Annotated in this window: 18 protein-coding genes; 14 read left to right on the forward strand and 4 right to left on the reverse strand. The window is 63.0% G+C overall.

Annotation, left to right across the window (positions count from 1 at the left end):
* Positions 1-87: 87 nt before the first annotated feature.
* The 10 genes from GGR48_RS11185 (at position 88) to GGR48_RS11230 (ending at position 5,923) form a co-directional block, all read left to right on the forward strand.
* Entirely contained in the window at positions 88-924 is an 837-nt protein-coding gene (locus GGR48_RS11185) for a CsgG/HfaB family protein (RefSeq protein WP_183951989.1), read from the forward strand.
* A 60-nt stretch (positions 925-984) separates the two neighbouring features.
* Positions 985-1,227, forward strand: coding sequence for a hypothetical protein (locus GGR48_RS11190; protein ID WP_183951990.1), 243 nt, complete (start codon positions 985-987; stop codon positions 1,225-1,227).
* A gap of 83 nt (positions 1,228-1,310) precedes the next feature.
* Positions 1,311-1,649: a hypothetical protein gene (locus GGR48_RS11195; RefSeq protein WP_183951991.1), complete on the forward strand. Its 339-nt coding sequence runs from the start codon at positions 1,311-1,313 to the stop codon at positions 1,647-1,649.
* Positions 1,650-1,797: 148 nt separating this feature from the next.
* Positions 1,798-2,313 carry a Ros/MucR family transcriptional regulator gene (locus tag GGR48_RS11200; protein ID WP_183951992.1) on the forward strand — a complete coding sequence of 172 codons (516 nt, stop codon included), beginning with the start codon at positions 1,798-1,800 and terminating at the stop codon, positions 2,311-2,313.
* 307 nt (positions 2,314-2,620) lie between these two features.
* On the forward strand, positions 2,621-3,256 hold the full coding sequence (locus GGR48_RS11205) for a hypothetical protein (protein ID WP_183951993.1): 636 nt from the start codon (positions 2,621-2,623) through the stop codon (positions 3,254-3,256).
* A 223-nt stretch (positions 3,257-3,479) separates the two neighbouring features.
* The gene (locus GGR48_RS11210) at positions 3,480-4,106 is read left to right on the forward strand and encodes an SOS response-associated peptidase (protein ID WP_183951994.1); all 627 of its coding nucleotides are present in this window, start codon (positions 3,480-3,482) and stop codon (positions 4,104-4,106) included.
* A gap of 23 nt (positions 4,107-4,129) precedes the next feature.
* Complete coding sequence (locus GGR48_RS11215; protein WP_206362494.1) at positions 4,130-4,684, forward strand: helix-turn-helix transcriptional regulator; 555 nt, start codon at positions 4,130-4,132, stop codon at positions 4,682-4,684.
* Between the two features lie 52 nt (positions 4,685-4,736).
* On the forward strand, positions 4,737-5,081 hold the full coding sequence (locus tag GGR48_RS11220) for a hypothetical protein (RefSeq protein ID WP_183951996.1): 345 nt from the start codon (positions 4,737-4,739) through the stop codon (positions 5,079-5,081).
* Between the two features lie 39 nt (positions 5,082-5,120).
* A complete protein-coding gene (locus GGR48_RS11225) occupies positions 5,121-5,567 on the forward strand; it encodes a hypothetical protein (protein ID WP_183951997.1) in 447 nt (148 codons plus the stop codon).
* A gap of 125 nt (positions 5,568-5,692) precedes the next feature.
* A complete protein-coding gene (locus GGR48_RS11230; protein WP_183951998.1) occupies positions 5,693-5,923 on the forward strand; it encodes a helix-turn-helix domain-containing protein in 231 nt (76 codons plus the stop codon).
* Positions 5,924-6,046: 123 nt separating this feature from the next.
* Here GGR48_RS11230 and GGR48_RS11235 read toward each other — a convergent pair whose 3' ends face one another.
* From GGR48_RS11235 to GGR48_RS11250, 4 genes are all read right to left on the reverse strand, one after another.
* Complete coding sequence (locus GGR48_RS11235; protein ID WP_183951999.1) at positions 6,047-6,730, reverse strand: helix-turn-helix domain-containing protein; 684 nt, start codon at positions 6,728-6,730, stop codon at positions 6,047-6,049.
* 1,090 nt (positions 6,731-7,820) lie between these two features.
* Entirely contained in the window at positions 7,821-8,162 is a 342-nt protein-coding gene (locus tag GGR48_RS11240; RefSeq protein WP_183952000.1) for a hypothetical protein, read from the reverse strand.
* Positions 8,163-8,585: 423 nt separating this feature from the next.
* Positions 8,586-9,275, reverse strand: a complete 690-nt coding sequence (locus GGR48_RS11245; RefSeq protein ID WP_240456054.1) for a hypothetical protein — start codon at positions 9,273-9,275, stop codon at positions 8,586-8,588.
* A gap of 238 nt (positions 9,276-9,513) precedes the next feature.
* Entirely contained in the window at positions 9,514-10,299 is a 786-nt protein-coding gene (locus GGR48_RS11250; RefSeq protein WP_183952001.1) for a COG4705 family protein, read from the reverse strand.
* A gap of 135 nt (positions 10,300-10,434) precedes the next feature.
* Between GGR48_RS11250 and GGR48_RS11255 the strand changes: the two genes are divergently transcribed.
* The 4 genes from GGR48_RS11255 to GGR48_RS11270 are packed head-to-tail and all read left to right on the forward strand — an operon-like array spanning position 10,435 to position 16,592.
* The gene (locus GGR48_RS11255) at positions 10,435-11,412 is read left to right on the forward strand and encodes an efflux RND transporter periplasmic adaptor subunit (RefSeq protein WP_183952002.1); all 978 of its coding nucleotides are present in this window, start codon (positions 10,435-10,437) and stop codon (positions 11,410-11,412) included.
* A complete protein-coding gene (locus GGR48_RS11260; RefSeq protein ID WP_183952003.1) occupies positions 11,412-14,534 on the forward strand; it encodes an efflux RND transporter permease subunit in 3,123 nt (1,040 codons plus the stop codon). Before GGR48_RS11255 ends, GGR48_RS11260 begins: the two co-directional genes overlap by 1 nt.
* Positions 14,531-15,907: an efflux transporter outer membrane subunit gene (locus GGR48_RS11265; protein WP_183952004.1), complete on the forward strand. Its 1,377-nt coding sequence runs from the start codon at positions 14,531-14,533 to the stop codon at positions 15,905-15,907. The genes GGR48_RS11260 and GGR48_RS11265 overlap by 4 nt, the downstream gene beginning before the upstream one ends.
* Positions 15,908-15,914: 7 nt before the next feature.
* A complete protein-coding gene (locus tag GGR48_RS11270; protein ID WP_183952005.1) occupies positions 15,915-16,592 on the forward strand; it encodes a response regulator transcription factor in 678 nt (225 codons plus the stop codon).
* Positions 16,593-16,594: the final 2 nt, after the last annotated feature.

The raw sequence follows: 16,594 nt of genomic DNA on the forward strand, positions 1-16,594 counted from the left end.
TGTCATGGCGTCACATAAGCAAAATAAACCCCGCCACCACGGCCACGGGGATGCTGGCCGACATCGATCATCAGGGAGACGAACATCATGAAGACTATTGCGATCATTTTCGGGATCATGGCGCTGGCGACTGCGCCGGCGAGCGCGCAGAAGCTCGGCAAGGGCGGTGTCGGCGTCGACGAGCAGTCCGAGCTGCCGCAATGCGCCGCGATGATCGGCACGGTCGCGCTGGTCGAGGACCGCAGCGCCACCGACCAGCGCGGCACCGACGATCTGCCGGCCGGCCTCCGCGCGCTGGTGCGGATGGCCGAACAGCAAAATGGCGGCGGTGCCCGCGTCGATCCGCTGCCGCTCCTGAAGCTGCTGACCGCGCGCTCGAACTGCTTCCAGATCGTCGATCGCGGCCAGGGCTTCACCGCCCTCCAGCGCGAGCGCGAGCTGGCGGCGGGCGGCTCGGTTGCGGCCGGCAGCAACGCGGCCAGCCTGCGCGCGGCCGACTTTCTGCTGACCGCCCAGGTCGTCTATTCGGACAATAACGCGGGCGGCAATGGCGGCGCGATCGGCGGGCTGCTCCCCGGTGGTCTCGGCTTCAAGACCAAGAAGATGGAGAGCCAGACCATCCTCACCCTGGTCGAGGTCAAGACCGGCATCCAGCGCGCAGTCGCCACCGGCTCGGCCCGCAAGAAGGATCTGTCGATCCTGGGCGGCGGCATCCTCGCCAATGCCGGCGTCGGCGCGCTGGGCGGCGCTTACACCAGCACCGACATCGGCAAGGTGACGAGCCTGGCGCTGCTCGATGCGATGCGCAAGCTCCTGACCGATGTGCGCGCGACGATGCCGCCGATGGCGGCAGCCGTCCCGCCCGCCGGCGCCGCCCCCGTCGCTGGCGCTATCGCCACCGCGCCGCTCGTCGGGGCGCGCTGACAAGGGTTGGGGTGTCGCCGTCGCGGCACCCCCCTTCCCCTCGATCTGAGGATGTGAGCGGTGATCCACCAACCTGACTTCTTCGCCGCAAGCCCCCGGCCGCTCGACGAAGAGCATGACGACGAGCCTGCCCGGCCGGCGCTCGCCATACCGTGCGGCTTTGTCGATCGGCACAACCGCCGCTGCCAACGCCTGGCGGTGCGGCCGGTGATGATGGGCGGCTTTCAGGCGACCTGCCGGGGGGCGCCGCTCCTTCACTGTGACCCGGCCTGTTTCGCCACCGCCAGGGAGGATGCGGCCTGATGCACTGTCCCTATTGCCGCACGACGCTGGTGGAATGGCCGGGTTCGCGCCGGTTGGAGCCCTGCCCCACTTGCGAGCGGCCGATGGTCCTGCTGCGCTCGCTCCGGCACTGGCACGGACCCATGCGGCTTTACGGCCTCTTCGAGCTCGGCTGGCTCGCTTACATGGTGGCGATGGTCGTGCTGACCGGCATGGCGCTTGTCGGTTTTATGGATCTTCTCAGCTATTTGCGATTGATCGCCATATTATTGTTCGTGATCGGCTCGATCCTGTGCGCCGATGGCATTCTCGGGATCACCACCGGGTTAGACAAAACCGGCACGCGCGTCAGGCGTGATCGGATCGCCAAGGCATTGGGCGCAGCCAAGATCATGGTTGGTCTTGCCGCACTGGTGTTGACCGCGATCGGTATCGGACTTTGATCGAGAGCAAAGCGCGGAAAGAAATTAAATCCGTGACAGCTACTAGATTGCTATTGCAGATAGCGGGCATCGCATTCACATGGGCGTCGGTTTCACCATAGCTGATCGATGATCATCTGTGGTCCTTCCTCTCCCATCAGGAACCATCATGTCTGACGAAAACAACCAGGACGCGATCAACGCCGTCGAGCTCGCCACCGAACTGACCATCGCGTGGCTGGGCAACCCCAACACCCGCACCGATGCCGAGCATGTGCCCGCCTTCCTGAACAGCATGCACGCCGCCCTCCAGCAGCTCGCCGGCGGTAGCCAGGCGGCCGCGCCGGAAGCCGAAGCGCCTCAGGACTATGTCCCGGCCGTGTCGGTGCGGAAGTCGCTGGCCTCGCCCGACCACATCATCTCGATGATCGACGGCAAGCCCTACAAGACGCTGCGCCGCCATCTGTCGACCAACGGCCTGACGCCCGAGGAATATCGCGAGCGCTATAACCTCAAGGCGGACTATCCGATGGTCTCGCAAAGCTATTCGGAGAGCCGTCGCGCCATGGCCAAGAAGATCGGTCTCGGTCGCAAGCCCGGCCAGAAGGTCGCGAGCACCCCGGCCAAGGCGAAGAACGCCCGCTCGGCTAAGGATGCCGCCCAAGCGCATCTGTCGGGCGAGTAATGCTCGGTGCAGGGCCGGCCATCGTCGGCCCTGCGATGTCAGCGGCCTAAGCGGACCGTCCGCGAGAGGTGGAAATTGTACGTCTGTTTTCGGGTGTCCAAGATAGAATATAACATTCCCTCTCGCCTGTCGAAACACCGAGGATCGCCTCCCGCAGCTTTAAAGCACGAATAGGGCGGGCAGAGGGGTCATATATCAAATCTTTTGAGTGAAACTTCACTGGCCATTTCTGGCGTCGTAGCGCCACTTGCCGAGGTGGGGCTCAGTATGCGTAAATGCCTCGTGGTATTTTCTGGAGAGCTCACCGATGCCTCGCACATATCCATCAACGGTGCTTCCCAACGTCCAAGTAGACCCAGTAAACGTCGTTAGCACTCACCCCAATGCGGCTTTAAACGGGTTGGCAGCTATTAACACCCACGCCATGGTGGAAGCGCTGCTGTTGAATGTATTTAGCGGTTTGCTAGGCAGGAAAAAGGCCTATGGGTTTGGAAGTATAGGTGAGAAAGAAAAAAGTTTCCGTCATGTTGCTAAGGTGTCTGTAGATCCTTCTGACTTAAGTCGTATAGAGTGGTCTTTAGATGCTGTTACCCAATCTAGGCAGGGACGCGATGTGCTAGTCAATAGCCTATGGGCAACTGACGACAAATTCCCGGACTACATAGTTTTGATGGACCAGGAATCGTTGAATGACACATCAGAGTCAATAGTGGCAGCGGTTGAGGCCGTCAAAATAGATGAGGGCGATGCCATAGAGATACAGAACACCATGCGGTCTGGATTGTCTTTGTGGGATGAAAATGACATGGGCAAAGCTCGCTCTGATGCTGTTCGAGCAATGACAGCAATAATATCGTCGAACATTCTTTTGACGTCAAGTGATGAAATGAAGAGATCAGAAGCAAGGCAGGTCATAGACGATATAATATCGATGTGTGAATAGAAAAACGTGGCATTACGATGTTTTATTTTCACATCGGCAGAATATTACGTATCCGGATTATGCGCGTTATGGCGTGAGCATTTTAATAAACGCCGTTTGTAATATTAAGTTTGTTTATATATTAGATCGCACAAGCCGCATGTATAGGGGGGCTCAGTTCCCCCTTGCCGTTGCCAATCATCAATAGCTTGCATGGTCATAATGTTCATGATCGAAAGGGCGTATGTGCAATCTTTACAACCTCAATCCCGAAGCGAGATCCTATTTCGAGCTTTTCGATGCGGCGGCCGACCCAGCCAATACGCTTGCGGTTGAGAAGGACTACGCAGCGCCCGGCAAGCCCGGTTATGTGGTGCGTCATGAGGCTGGCGAGCGGGTGCTGAGCACCATGCGTTGGGGCTTCCCAACGCGCAAACCGCGGAAGCGCCCGGCCCGCGAAGGCGAGCTGCCGTTCCTCTACGACTGGTGGACGAACGCGCGGAATATGCAGAGCAATATGTGGAAGCCCTGGCTGATGCGGACCGAGCATCGCTGCCTGGTCCCGTTCACCCGTTTTGCCGAACCCAAAGCTGCGGCCGATCGCCAGAACCCGCGTGATACCAACTGGTGGTTCAGCGTCGAGGACCAGGCGATGCCGTGCTTTGCCGGACTGTGGAAGCTCGATCAGGATCACGACCGGGTCTATGCCTTTTGCACCACCGAGCCCAACCCACTGGTCGCGCCCAAGCATCCCAAAGCGATGCCGGTCATCCTGCTGGCGGACGATCAGGAGCGATGGCTGACCGCGCCCGTCGAGGAGGCTCTGTCGCTGTTGGCCGCCTATCCGTCCCAGCTCATGTCAGTCTCCTAGCATGGTCGCCAGCTGATCCGGCGATGACTGCCGACTGGGGTTCCGCGGGCCGGTTGAAACGAACCGGAGATCGGTCCTGTCGCGGAAAGCGTCAGCCATGTTTGTCCCGCTCCATTCCGGCGCTAAAAACGTCCGATATGGGGGACAATAGATTCGATCTTCTCACCGACGGCCAGAAGGAGTGCCTGCGCCTCTTTCATGCCCGCTGGGAGGTCAAGGACATCGCACGGCACATCGGACGCAGTCCCGTGACCGTCAATCAGCGCCTGGCGCTGGCTCGGCAGCATCTGGGCGTCGGCCGCAGCGCGGAAGCCGCGCGCCTGCTCTTCGAGCATGAGGGCGGCATATATGATTCCGCTATATATGAGCCGTTGATAGTGGCCGAACCACAGCCGGCGGACGCATCGACCCTGGACCGGACGGTGGGTTTCCCTTTGCCGTTCCCGACCCAGGGGAGGCCGATCAATGACCTGACGCTTGCAGGCAAGCTCATCTACTCGCTCGTGCTGTCCGCACTCATCGCCCTCGTCTTCGGGGGCTCGATCGCAGCCCTGAGCGGCCTTTCCGAACTATTCTGACCGGCCCAATCGGCTGGTCCATTCGCAGCGCCACCCGCGCCCCGGAGACATCATGCCGAACATCGTCCAAGAAGCCGCCCGTACCGTCGTGTCCGATCTCGCACCGTTTGAAACCGCCGTCGACGTGGCGATCGCCCGCGCCGGCCGCTTCCTCGCCGCGCTGGCGGAAGGCACGATCGAAGCGCAGGTCGGCCCCCTGCCCACCCACTCCGCGATGATGAACACCTTCGCCACCGTCGCCGCACTGGCCGAGGTCCGCAACAGCATGGCGGCCACCCGCCGCGAGCTCATCCAGACCCGCGCCAAGCTCGGCCTTCAGGAGACCGCGATCGGAAGCCTGCCGGGCTGCCCGCCGGTCGAGGCGGTCCAGGCCGACACCATCACGATGGCCGCCTGAGATGATTGGCGTGACGGCGATCCGGCCCCTATCTGAGCGATGCTCGCCGTCGTGCTGACCTTCGTCCCCCTCCTCTACCTCTGCATTCTTGCCGCAGCGCTGGTCTATATCGGCGTGAGAGGCGAACGCGCGGAACGCGCGTGCATCATCGCCATCACCATCGGTTCGCTTGCCACCGGGCTCGCCGCAAACAAGGGACCGGCATGGTATGAAGCAGAGGTGGGCATCTTCGTGGTCGATGTCGCGACCCTGGTCGCGTTCATCGTTATCATGGCAAAAAGCACGAGATTTTGGCCGTTATGGATCACAGCCCTTCAGAACATCGCGGTGATGACCCATCTGGCGCGGTTCATAAAGCCACAGACGGTGCCCATGGCCTATGCTGTGGCCGAGCAGCTGTGGGTCTATATAATGCTCTTGATCCTGATCGTCTCAGTGCGGCAGCAGCGATCGCGAAGCGCATCGATGAGCTCAGCGACCTCGTAAGGGACTATCTCGAACTGCCGCCATGCACGGCCAAGCGGCTGAGCACGATCGAGGGCGTCATCCAGGCCAGGGCCAAGCGGCGCCACTATCTGCGGCCGGACCTGTTCGTCGAACCGCGCTGGGACATGCTGCTCGATCTGTATGTCGCACGGCTGAAAGGCACCAGGGTACCGGTGACGTCGCTATGCGTCGCGGCCAATATCCCGCCGACGACCGCGCTTCGCCACATCGCCGAGCTGGTCGAGAACGGCGAGATCGACCGCACCCCCGATCCAGCGGATCAGCGCCGGACGTTCCTCGATCTGTCCGACAGCGCCTTTGCCCGGATCAGCGAATGGATCGACCACTGCCTCTGACAAATCATCCCGGGTTGGGAAGGCTATCGGAAGCGGCGTGATCTTGGGGGAGCGGCTGTGCGAAAGCCTTCCCCTCTTCCTGTCAGGCCTACATAGAGGCGCGGAGAAACTATCGGCATCCCGTCAAAAAATGTCGCTAGCGCCAATCTCGGCACGGCCAGACGTACCTGCGTGCTTATAACTATCGAGATGCGTCAATCGGTAACGATTGTACATAGCCTGACTGACGCCGGAAAACGAACCGATCGAGGGGGCGTTCTCGATATGCACAAGTCCTAAACTTGCCAGGATGGAAATACCCGAACGGATCGCATCCCGACTGACGCCCGTGCGCTCAATAATTTTATCGTAACTGATATGTGCATAATTGGAATCATTGTCGCGCATCGCAGCGAACAGGAAGTAGAGCTTCAAGGCAACCAGTTCGTTCTTATGACGCAATGTCAGGTGCTGAAACGCCTGTACGACACCGCCACTGTATAGGCCTTTTACCGGCAGTTTTGCCCATCCCGACGCTGGATCGTAAGCGATCAGACCGAATGTGCCACGACCGGCAACCTTGCGTACGATCACCTCGCGCTGCTCCAAAATGTCGAGCGCGGCCGACACCATGGCACGGCTGATCCCCGCCTTCCCACTCATCTCTTCGTAGGTGAGCTTGGCAATGCCATCCACAGAATGATGAGCAATCACGGCCAAGATCAACAGCGCGGCAGTTTCGCGGCCACCCTCCTCCGCTTTCCATCGAAATGCACGCAGCCCGCCAGCCTCAATCCATTTGGAAGGCAGGCGGACCCATTGCGGCATTCTAGGCTGGGACCAAGGGGGGCTCACCGGTCACGCCCTTTCGCGACAGACAGCACCGCATGGATGGCGAAACCAGCAAGGGCAAACCCACCCAGGACCATAACAATCAGCAGATGGGGGAGCGGAATGGCAGGAAGGGCGGAAAGGACATCAGGTAGGGCAGGCATGGCGAAAACTCCAAAATTCATTCAGTCGGCAAAATTTCGCATGTCGAACCAGTCTATTCTAGATACAGTTTTCCCAAAGCCCCCTGATAAAAGCTCAAAAATCCATTTAAAAACAATGTGATACGACCAAAATCGCAAAGCTATGGAAGGTATCGACTCAGTTCACGAAAGCCATTTGGTGAACTGAGTTTACAGGATTGAGGCCGCCAAACTCGCCGAATTTATGCCGGCCGAGGGTCACGCAACGGCGAAATTTGTCACCATGCTCTGCGGCGCGATTGGACGATATGATGCCGGTATTGCTGTGATAGCGATTGTTGCACCCGGTTGCAAAGCGCCGGGATACTCGACGCCAACGTTATCGGCTTTCGGATTGCGGTTCGGAGATTGCGTGGCCTCGTTGCTCATTCGATCGCTCTACGGAAATGATTTCGTACGCCACTTCGATCGTGGTTCTGTACGCCGGTTTACAGCGGTCGTTTGACGTACTTTTTCAGGTTGGCTTTCAGTTTACATATTAGTGGTACATATTCGTTGGCATATTTGGCGTACGTGTTGACGGCATCGTCAACGTGGTGACTGGCATTAGATATGCCTTTAAATGCGGCTTATCAGACTCAACAAAATGTTGAGTGCCTTTCAAGCCGGGTGGAGTTCTAGATATATGACCGTCCCGTCAATTCGCATCTTGCGAAAAATGGGTAGTTACTTGTGGTGCGCTTGACGGGGGGCGATCTGGGCCTTATAGGCCGATCAGACCGCGCAGTAGGGTGCAACCTACTGCTAGTTCGTTTCAACGGGAATCCCCCGCCATGCGTGCAAACATGGCGGGGATCACGGGACTAAGGTCAACCATGGGACGGCTCGTGATCGCTCGATCGCGGGCCGTCTTTGCGTTAGCGGCCACCAGATTTGTTGTCAATTTAAAACGTGAGATTGGTGCCCAAGGTTTGTAGTACGAAGCCGCCGAATAGCAGCACTAGACCCGTAATGCTGTAGCGGATCGACAGTGCTGCCGTGGCATTATCTGCATCGGCGGCATCACCTAAATAGGTCGTAACCTTTGCAAGGTGTTCACCCAAACCATTAACGCACTCGCCTAGCTCTTGAGCACGCTCCGTCAGATTTTCGACATTATAGGAAACCGGGTCTTGGGCATGATAGCGCTCGTATGCTCTCTGCGGGATGTAGCGGGCATTGCGCTTGATCTCCTCAGCCCACGAAGCAATCCCACCATACTCATCCGCCATACTTTCGATCGCCAATCTGCGATCAGCTGCCTCTCGGCGGAGTCGATGTTGCAATCGCACGAGATCGAAGCCGAGCAGCCCTGCCCCCAAGGCGTCAGCGCATAGGCCTACAGTCGAGATAAGTGCACTAGACATGACGAAGGTATGAGCCGGCTGCCGAACCGCCACAAGAGCAGCTTGCAGCACCTGTGAAGACTGCGAACTCAAAGCTGACCATGAGCAAGTGGTCCATGCGTTGACGATCGGTAGGACAGTCGTATGCGTCCGGCCTGAGCCGCTGCGCCCAAAAAGTATTCCTTCCACCGTCGCTCAGCCTTTGCCGTTCCGCCCCGCTTTGGACGTTCATGCTTGCCGATGCTCATTCAGAAGAACCGGATCGCGGCATGATAGGCTAACCACCGCTATCGCAGATACTCTGGCCGCCGTTCGCAGGATCAATCAGCCCTCGTGCCGGATGATCGGGAATAGTCGGGCTTCCATGGTCGTGATCGCCGCCACGATCGCATTCGCAACCGAATCCACTCCATCTGGACCACCTCCTTCCCAGAATACCCCTTCCGTGCGATCGCGACGTGCCATCAATTCATCTAGGCGCCGTTCGTCTCTAGGCTCGTTGCGGCGGATGATGTCTGCGTAGGTTTGAGCAGCGACGACGACCTTGGCGCGCTGCACCCAAAACGTATTCAGCGCCTCTTCCATCTCCTCGCCGAAAATCGCCTTCGCCACTGGGATCGTGTCAAGCAGCTCGTCGAATAGGGGCTTGTAGTGTTCGGTCCGCGACAACGTGGCCTGGGCCGTTGATAGCCCCGACTTAATATGGTGGGGCGTTTGCGCATCAATCATGCCGCTCTCCGTCAGCTTGTTCTCCATTTCGGAGATCTCCCAGCCGAGCATCCCTGGAGAGCGGATACCTTGAAAGGCGCGCCTCAGCTTGTAGGCGAGCGCGAGAAGCTGTTCTGCAAGGTCGATGCGACGCCCCTCGTTCTTCTGTCGTTTCCAATCATTAAACGTGCTGCGCCCGACCTTTGCCGCCCAAATCACCGCTCCCGCGCCTATGATCGCGCCCGCTCCGGCCATCATGTCGCCGGTTGCTGACCAGTCCACCGGCACCCCACAAAAATTTTGCATCTAGCCCTCACGCCCAATCACGAACTGGTGTCGATGCCAAAGGCGACTCCCCTTTGCGGCTGGACCGTCCCGTTTTTCCATCTCTAACCGTCCATTTCGGGAATGAGCAATCGGGAACATATTTTGGGAAGACGGTTACTTCCTTGCCGTTCAGCGCGCCTTTGCAACCGGCAGCCGTCCCAACCATCCTTCCCAATTGAGAAAGGGGATCAGGCCGAAGTCGTATCTGCTTGGCTGTTCAGGCGGCGGTGCGACTACGTCCATTCACAAGGTGCTGCCGACGTTCGAAGAACACGACAACCCCAGTGAGCAACAGGACGCAGACCAACGCAGTCGCAAACGTGTTGAGGCCAAATCCGCCCTTGACAGCTTCCTTCGTGAGCAGGTTCCCAAAGTCGGCACCGAACGGCCTGGTGAAAACGAATGCCGCCCAGAATATAAATGCCGCGTTGACCCGAGCGACATAGTGCAGAAGCAATACCACGCCGATCACCGCCATGCAGACGAGCGACCCCGTCGTATAGGTAAGGCCAAAAACATAGACGAGTCCGTCGCCAAACGCGGTGCCGAGACTGTTCGAGAATAAAACGGCGCCCCAGAAAAACAATTCGCTCTCACGATCGACCACAGCGCTCACGTCACAGGTGCCCCGCCTGAGATACCAAATGCCGAGGGTCAGCAACATGCCACCAAAAAGGATGGCCGAGGTCGCGTTGTAGCCAAGGTTGAGGGTGTGCGTCGAAAGATCAGCTATTTCTGTTCCCGCCGTCGTCGTACCTACGATCGTCGCCCAAAACAGAAAAGGATGATAGCGATCGGCACGAACCTGCGCGACGAGGAAGGCCGCTAGAAGGGCCAGGGTGATGGCAAGTCCGGCGACGTAGCCCAGGTTCAGCGTCTGAGCGATGGCGTCGCCCGCAACCTCACCCAATGTAGTGGCGACGACCTTGGCCAGCCAAAAGCCGAGGGTGATTTCAGCAACTTTGCGGGCAGGATGTTCTCTCGTCACGTCGACCGTCTCCATACGCACACCCCCAGAGCCAACGATCATCAGGTCGGAGCATCAAATTCAAATCGAAACTCGTGAACCGTCGGCAATATTGGGACTTTGTATAGTCGGCTCCAGCGGCGCCCACTCTTTCGTGACTAGGCCGTCACGATGCGCCAGACCTTCCTTCTGATCCCGATCCTGCTCGCCGGTTGCGGCGAGAAGACCGCGAAGCCGCCGGCACCGCCTGCCCATGCCGAGATGATCGCGCACGAAAGCGAGCTGCTAAAGCTGACGCTGACGCCCGAGGCGCAGCATCGCTTGGGCATCAGCCTGGTGCGCGTCGGCGGAGGATCGGCTACCGCAGCGCGTGAGGTAGCCGGCGAAATCGTGGTCCCCCCGATCAGCGCCAATGGCGTGCCGGTCAACTCGACGACCAATCTCCAGCAGATCGGCAGCCAGCAGGCTGCGGCCGATGCCGAACTGGCGCGAGCATCGGCGCAGGCCCGCCTCGCCCGGATCGCGCTGGACCGCGCCGAAAGCCTGGTGCGCGAGGAAGCCGGCAGTGTCCGGGCGCGCGACGAAGCCGCAGCAGCCCTCGCAGCAGCGCAGGCGGCGCTGGGCGCGGCACGACAGCAGCGCCGTTTGCTTGGGCCTGCGGTTGCCTCGCTCGGCTCGCAAGCGGTGCTGTGGGTGCGCGCTTCGGTGTTCGGCAGCGACATGGGGAATGTGCGCCATGAGGCCGCCGCGATGGTCCGCACGCTCGGCGACGCCGGCGCGCCACGCAGCGCCCGTCCGGTGCAGGCGCCCCCATCGGCCAACACCGTCGCGGGCACGGTTGACCTGTATTTCGCCATCGACAATCGCGACCGCGCCTTCCGCGTCGGCCAGCGCGTCGCGGTGGACCTGCCGCTCGCCGGGCAGACCGAGGGATTGTCGGTGCCGTCTGCTGCGATCCTTCGTGATATTCATGGCGGCGAGTGGGTCTATCAGAAGACCGCGCCGGACACCTTCGTCCGCCAGCGTGTGGAGGTGGCATCGGAGAGCGGCGGACGGGCGCTGTTAGCGCGCGGACTGTCCACTGGGGCGCAGGTCGTGACCAATGGCGCAGCGGAGCTGTTCGGCACCGAGTTCGGGGCGGCGCACTGATGCTGGGTCGGCTCGTTCGTTTCGCGCTGGCGCAGCGGGTCCTCGTCCTCGCTCTCGCCGCCTTGCTGGTCGTGCTCGGCGTTCGCGCCGGGCGCGACGTGCCGCTCGACGTGTTCCCCGAGTTCGCCCCGCCGATGGTGGAAATCCAGACCGAGGCGCCGGGGCTGTCGACCGAGGAGGTCGAGAGCCTGGTGACGGTGCCGATCGAGACGGCGGTCAACGGCGTGCCCGGCCTGATGACGCTGCGATCGAAGTCGGTGCTGGGCCTGTCGTCGGTGCAAATCCTCTTCGAGCGCGGGTCCGACGTGATCCGCGCCCGCCAGATGGTCGGCGAGCGCATCGCGCAGGTGCAGCCGCGCCTGCCGCTCGCGGCACGTCAGCCGGTGCTAATGCCGCCACTATCGTCGACGAGCCGGGCGATGAAGGTCGGGCTGTCGTCGACGAAGCTCGACCAGATGCAATTGTCCGAGCTCGTTCGCTGGACGATCCGCCCGCGGCTGATGGCCGTCCCCGGCGTCGCGAACGTCGCGGTGTGGGGCCAGCGCGACCGGCAGTTGCAGGTGCTGGTCGATCCCGACCGCCTGCGCGCGGCCGGCGTGACGCTGGCGGAGGTGCGCGCGGCCGCCGGCGACGCGGTGCTGGTGGGGGGTGGCGGGTTCGTCGACACCCCCCACCAGCGCCTCGCCGTCCAGCAGACGGGCACGGTGCAGACCGCGGCCGAGCTGGCACAGGCGGTCGTCAGGCAGGCGGGCGAAGCACCGGTCAGGATCGGCGACGTCGCCCGCGTGGTCGACGGCTTCAATGCGCCGATCGGCAACGCCATCATCGACGACGGCCCGGGCATCATGCTGATCGTTGAGAAGCAGCCGACCGCCAACACGCTCGAGCTGACCCGCGCGGTGGAGGCCGCGTTCGACGAACTGAAGCCGGGTCTCAAGGACGTGAAGGTCGACACGACCATCTTCCGGCCGGCAACCTTCATCGAACGCTCGATCGATAATCTCACCCGCGCGCTGATGATCGGCTGCGCGCTCGTGGCGGCGGTGCTGTTCCTGTTCACCCGTGACTGGCGGCAGGCGACGATCAGCCTCGTCGCGATCCCGCTGTCGCTGCTCGGCGCGGGTCTGATGCTGCTCTGGTCGGGCGCGACGATCAACGTGATGATTATCGCCGGCCTCGTCATTGCGCTGGGCGAGGTGGTCGACGATGCGATCATCGACGTCGAGAACATCGCGCGGCGGCTGCGGTTGAACCGTGAGGCGGCCGATCCGAAGCCCGCCTTCGCGGTGGTGTTGGCGGCGTCGCTGGAGGTTCGCTCGGCGGTGGTGTTCGCCTCACTGATCGTGATGCTGGTGTTCGTACCGATCTTCTTCCTGGGCGGGGTCGCCGGTACCTTCTTCCAGCCACTCGCCATCGCGTATGTGCTGGCGATCGGCATGTCGCTGCTGGTCGCGCTGACAGTGACGCCGGCGATGTGCCTGCTCCTGCTCCCCAACGCGCCGCTGAAGGAGGAGCGCGACACCCGCTTCGTCGCGGCGATGAAGCGCCGCTATCTCGGCTTCCTGCCGCGCGTCGTCGCGAGGCCGGCGATGGCGGTCGGGATCGTCGCGGGCGGGCTGCTGCTCGCTGGTGTCGGCTATGCGACGTTCAAGGACCAGTTCCTGCCCGATTTCCGCGAAACCGACTTCCTGATGCACTTCGTCGAGAAGCCGGGGACGTCGATCGAGGCGATGGACCGGATCACGATCCGCGCGTCGAAGGAGCTGCGCGCGATCCCCGGCGTCCGCAACTTCGGCGCGCATATCGGCCGCGCCGAACAGGCCGACGAGGTGGTCGGCCCCAACTTCACCGAACTCTGGATCAGCCTCGACGAGAACGCCGATTACGATGCGTCGGTGAAGCGGATCAAGGAAGTGGTCGAGGGCTACCCCGGCCTCTATCGCGACGTGCTCACCTATCTGCGCGAGCGGATCAAGGAGGTGCTGACCGGCGCCGGCGCGACGATCGTCGTGCGCATCTACGGCCCGGACCAGGCGGAGCTGCGCGCGGCCGGTGCCCGCGTCCGTGAGGCGATCAGTGGGGTTCCGGGCGTGTCCGACCTTAAGCTGGAATCGCAGGTGCTGGTGCCGCAGATCCGCATTCGGCCACGTGCGGGCGAACTGGCGCGGTTCGGCCTTACCGCGGGCGAGGTGCGCCGCCAGGCGCAGGTGCTGGTCGCACAGGCCAAGGTCGGCGAAATCTACCGCGACCAGCGTGCCTTCGACGTGGCGGTCTGGGGCGAGCCGGCGGTGCGTAACAGCGTCCACGCCTTGCGCGACCTGATGATCCAGGTGCCCGCGCCGGGCAATGGAGCTGCCGGGGCGCCGGTGCGGCTCGGCGACATCGCCGATATCGAGATCGCCCCTGCGCCCAACGAGGTGAAGCGCGAGAACGGCCAGCGCCGGCTCGACGTCACGATGAACGTCGCGGGCGCGGACCTCGGCACGGTCGCGCAGGCGGTCGACGCCGCGGTCGCCAGGGTGCCGTTCGCGACCGGCTATCATCCGCAGGTGCTCGGCGAATATGCCGCACTGAAGGAATCGCGCAGCCGCCTCTGGAGCATCGGGGCGCTGTGCCTCGTCGGCATCCTGCTGCTCGTCTGGATGGAGTTCCGTTCGCGCCGGATCACCGCCCTGGTCGGTGTCAGCCTGCCGTTCGCGCTGGTCGGCGGGGTCGTCGCCGTTGCCGTCACCGGCGGGGTGTTGTCGCTCGGCTCGTTGGTAGGGTTCGTTACCGTCATCGGCATCGCCGCGCGCAACGGCATCATGCTGCTGTCGCACTATCAGCATCTCGAACGGCACGAAGGCATGACCTTCGGGCGCGATCTGGTGCTGCGCGGTGCCGAGGAACGACTGGTGCCGATCCTGATGACCGCCGCCTGTGCCGGCCTCGCGCTGGTGCCGCTGATTGTCGCCGGCAACGCGCCGGGGCATGAAATCGAGCATCCGATGGCGATCGTGATCCTCGGCGGCCTCATTTCGTCGACCGCGCTCAACCTGTTGCTGCTGCCCGCGCTCTATGCCCGCTATGGCGAGGACCGCGCCGTGCCGCCAGCCACAGCACCGAAGGAGGTGCTGGCATGATCCGTCGCTTCGCTCCCGCCGTCGCGCTGCTCGCCTCCGCGTGCATGAGCGTGCCCACACCTCCGCCGACGATCGCCCCGCCCAGCGCGACGGGCGAGTTCGTCCGGCTTTCCGTCGCGTCGATCGCACCGGTGCCGGATGACTGGTGGCGGCTCTACGACGATCCTGTCCTCGACGGACTGGTGCGATCGGCCCTCGCCGCCAATGCCGACCTGCGTGTCGCCTACGCCAATTTGGACGGCGCGCGCGCCGCTCTGCGGCAGGCACGGGCGGCGCGGCTACCGCAGACGACGGTCGAGAGCGCGCTGGGGGTCGACAACCCCGCCTCGCAACCGAGCGCGTCGGGCAACGTGCCGACGACGGATTACGATATCGCCGCGACGGCGAGCTGGGATCTCGACCTGTTCGGCCGGCTGCGATCGGCCGCGACCGCGGCGGGCGCGGATGCCGAAGCGCAGGCCGCCGTCGTCGACGGCTTGCACGTCGCCGTGGTGGCCGACACGGTGCTGGCCTATGTCGACCTGTGCGGATCGACCCGCGCCATCGCGACCGCGCGCGAAGTCGCGGCGGCACAGGACCGGTCGGTCGCGCTCGTGCGCGAACAGTTTCGGGCGGGCGAGGTGTCGCCGCTGGAAGTATCACAGGTCGCGACCATTGCCGCTGCCACTCGCGCGGCCATCGCGCCGTTCGAGGCGCAGCGGGCGAACGCGCTGTATCGGCTCGCGACGTTGCAGGGACGCCCCCCGGCGGAAGCGCGTGCTTATGCGTTCACCTGCACCGCCGCGCCGCGCCTCAGGACGGCCGCGCCGATCGGCGACGGGACCGCGCTGCTGCTCCGGCGCCCTGACGTCCGCGAGGCGGAGCGACGCCTTGCCGCAGCCGCGGCGCGGATCGGGGTGGCGCGGGCGGACCTCTACCCGCGCGTCAATCTGGGCGGAGCGATCGGATTGCTGTCGGGCGGGTTCAAGGCCGTCGCGTCGCCGCTCGTCAGCTGGGCGTTCCCCAATCAGGCGCCCGCCCGCGCTCGCCTGGAGCAGGCCCGCGCGACCGAGCGCGCGGCGCTCGCCGGATGGGACGTGGCCGTCCTCCGTGCTCTGCGCGAGGTTGAGACGGCGCTGGCGGCCTATGATGCTGAGACTCGCCGTAACCTCGATCTGGCAACCGCCTCGCGCGAGGCGCAGGCCTATGCCCGGCGTACCGCTGCGCGTGTTCGGCTCGGCGATGCGCCCGGACTGCTTCAGGTCGATGCGCAGCGGGCTACAGCGTCGGCGACGTTGCAACAGGTCCAGTCCGATCTGGCGGTGTCGCAGAACGAAGTGGCGCTGTTCCGTGCGCTGGGCGGTGGTTGGCGAACCGACGCCGGCACGCGATAACCGGGCGATGCGGATATTGATTGTCGAGGATGATGCCGACACCCGCGCCTTCGTGGCGCAGGGGCTGGGCCAGGCCGGGCACCAGGTCGCGGTCAGTGCCGATGGCCGTGACGGGCTGTTCCAGGCGACCGGGGGCGGGTTCGACGCGATCGTGGTCGACCGGATGCTGCCCGGCCTCGACGGCCTCGCCTTGGTCAAGGCGTTGCGCGCGGCCGGTGACGCAACGCCGGTCCTGATGCTGACCGCGGTCGGCGGAATCGCCGATCGGGTTGAGGGACTGGAGGGCGGCGCCGACGACTATTTGGTCAAGCCGTTCGCCTTTTCCGAGCTGGCCGCACGCCTCAACGCGCTGGCGCGCCGGCCGGCACCGCGCGGCGACGACGCGCACCTGCTCCGGGTCGGCGACATCGTGCTCGACCTGCACCGTCGCACGGTGGAACGGGCCGGACGGCGTGTGACCCTGCAACCGCGCGAGTTCGCGCTGCTGGCCGAGCTGATGCGCAACCCCCGGCGGGTGATGACGCGGACCATGCTGCTCGAACGCGTCTGGGACTTCGACTTCGACCCCAAGACCAACATCGTCGAGACGCATCTGAGCCGACTGCGCTCCAAGCTCAACGCCGGGTTCGACATGGACGCGATCGAGACGGTGCGCGGCGCGGGCTACATGATCCGGGACGCGTGACG

The organism is Sphingomonas pseudosanguinis (genome assembly GCF_014196255.1).
Classification (GTDB): Bacteria; Pseudomonadota; Alphaproteobacteria; order Sphingomonadales; family Sphingomonadaceae; genus Sphingomonas; species Sphingomonas pseudosanguinis.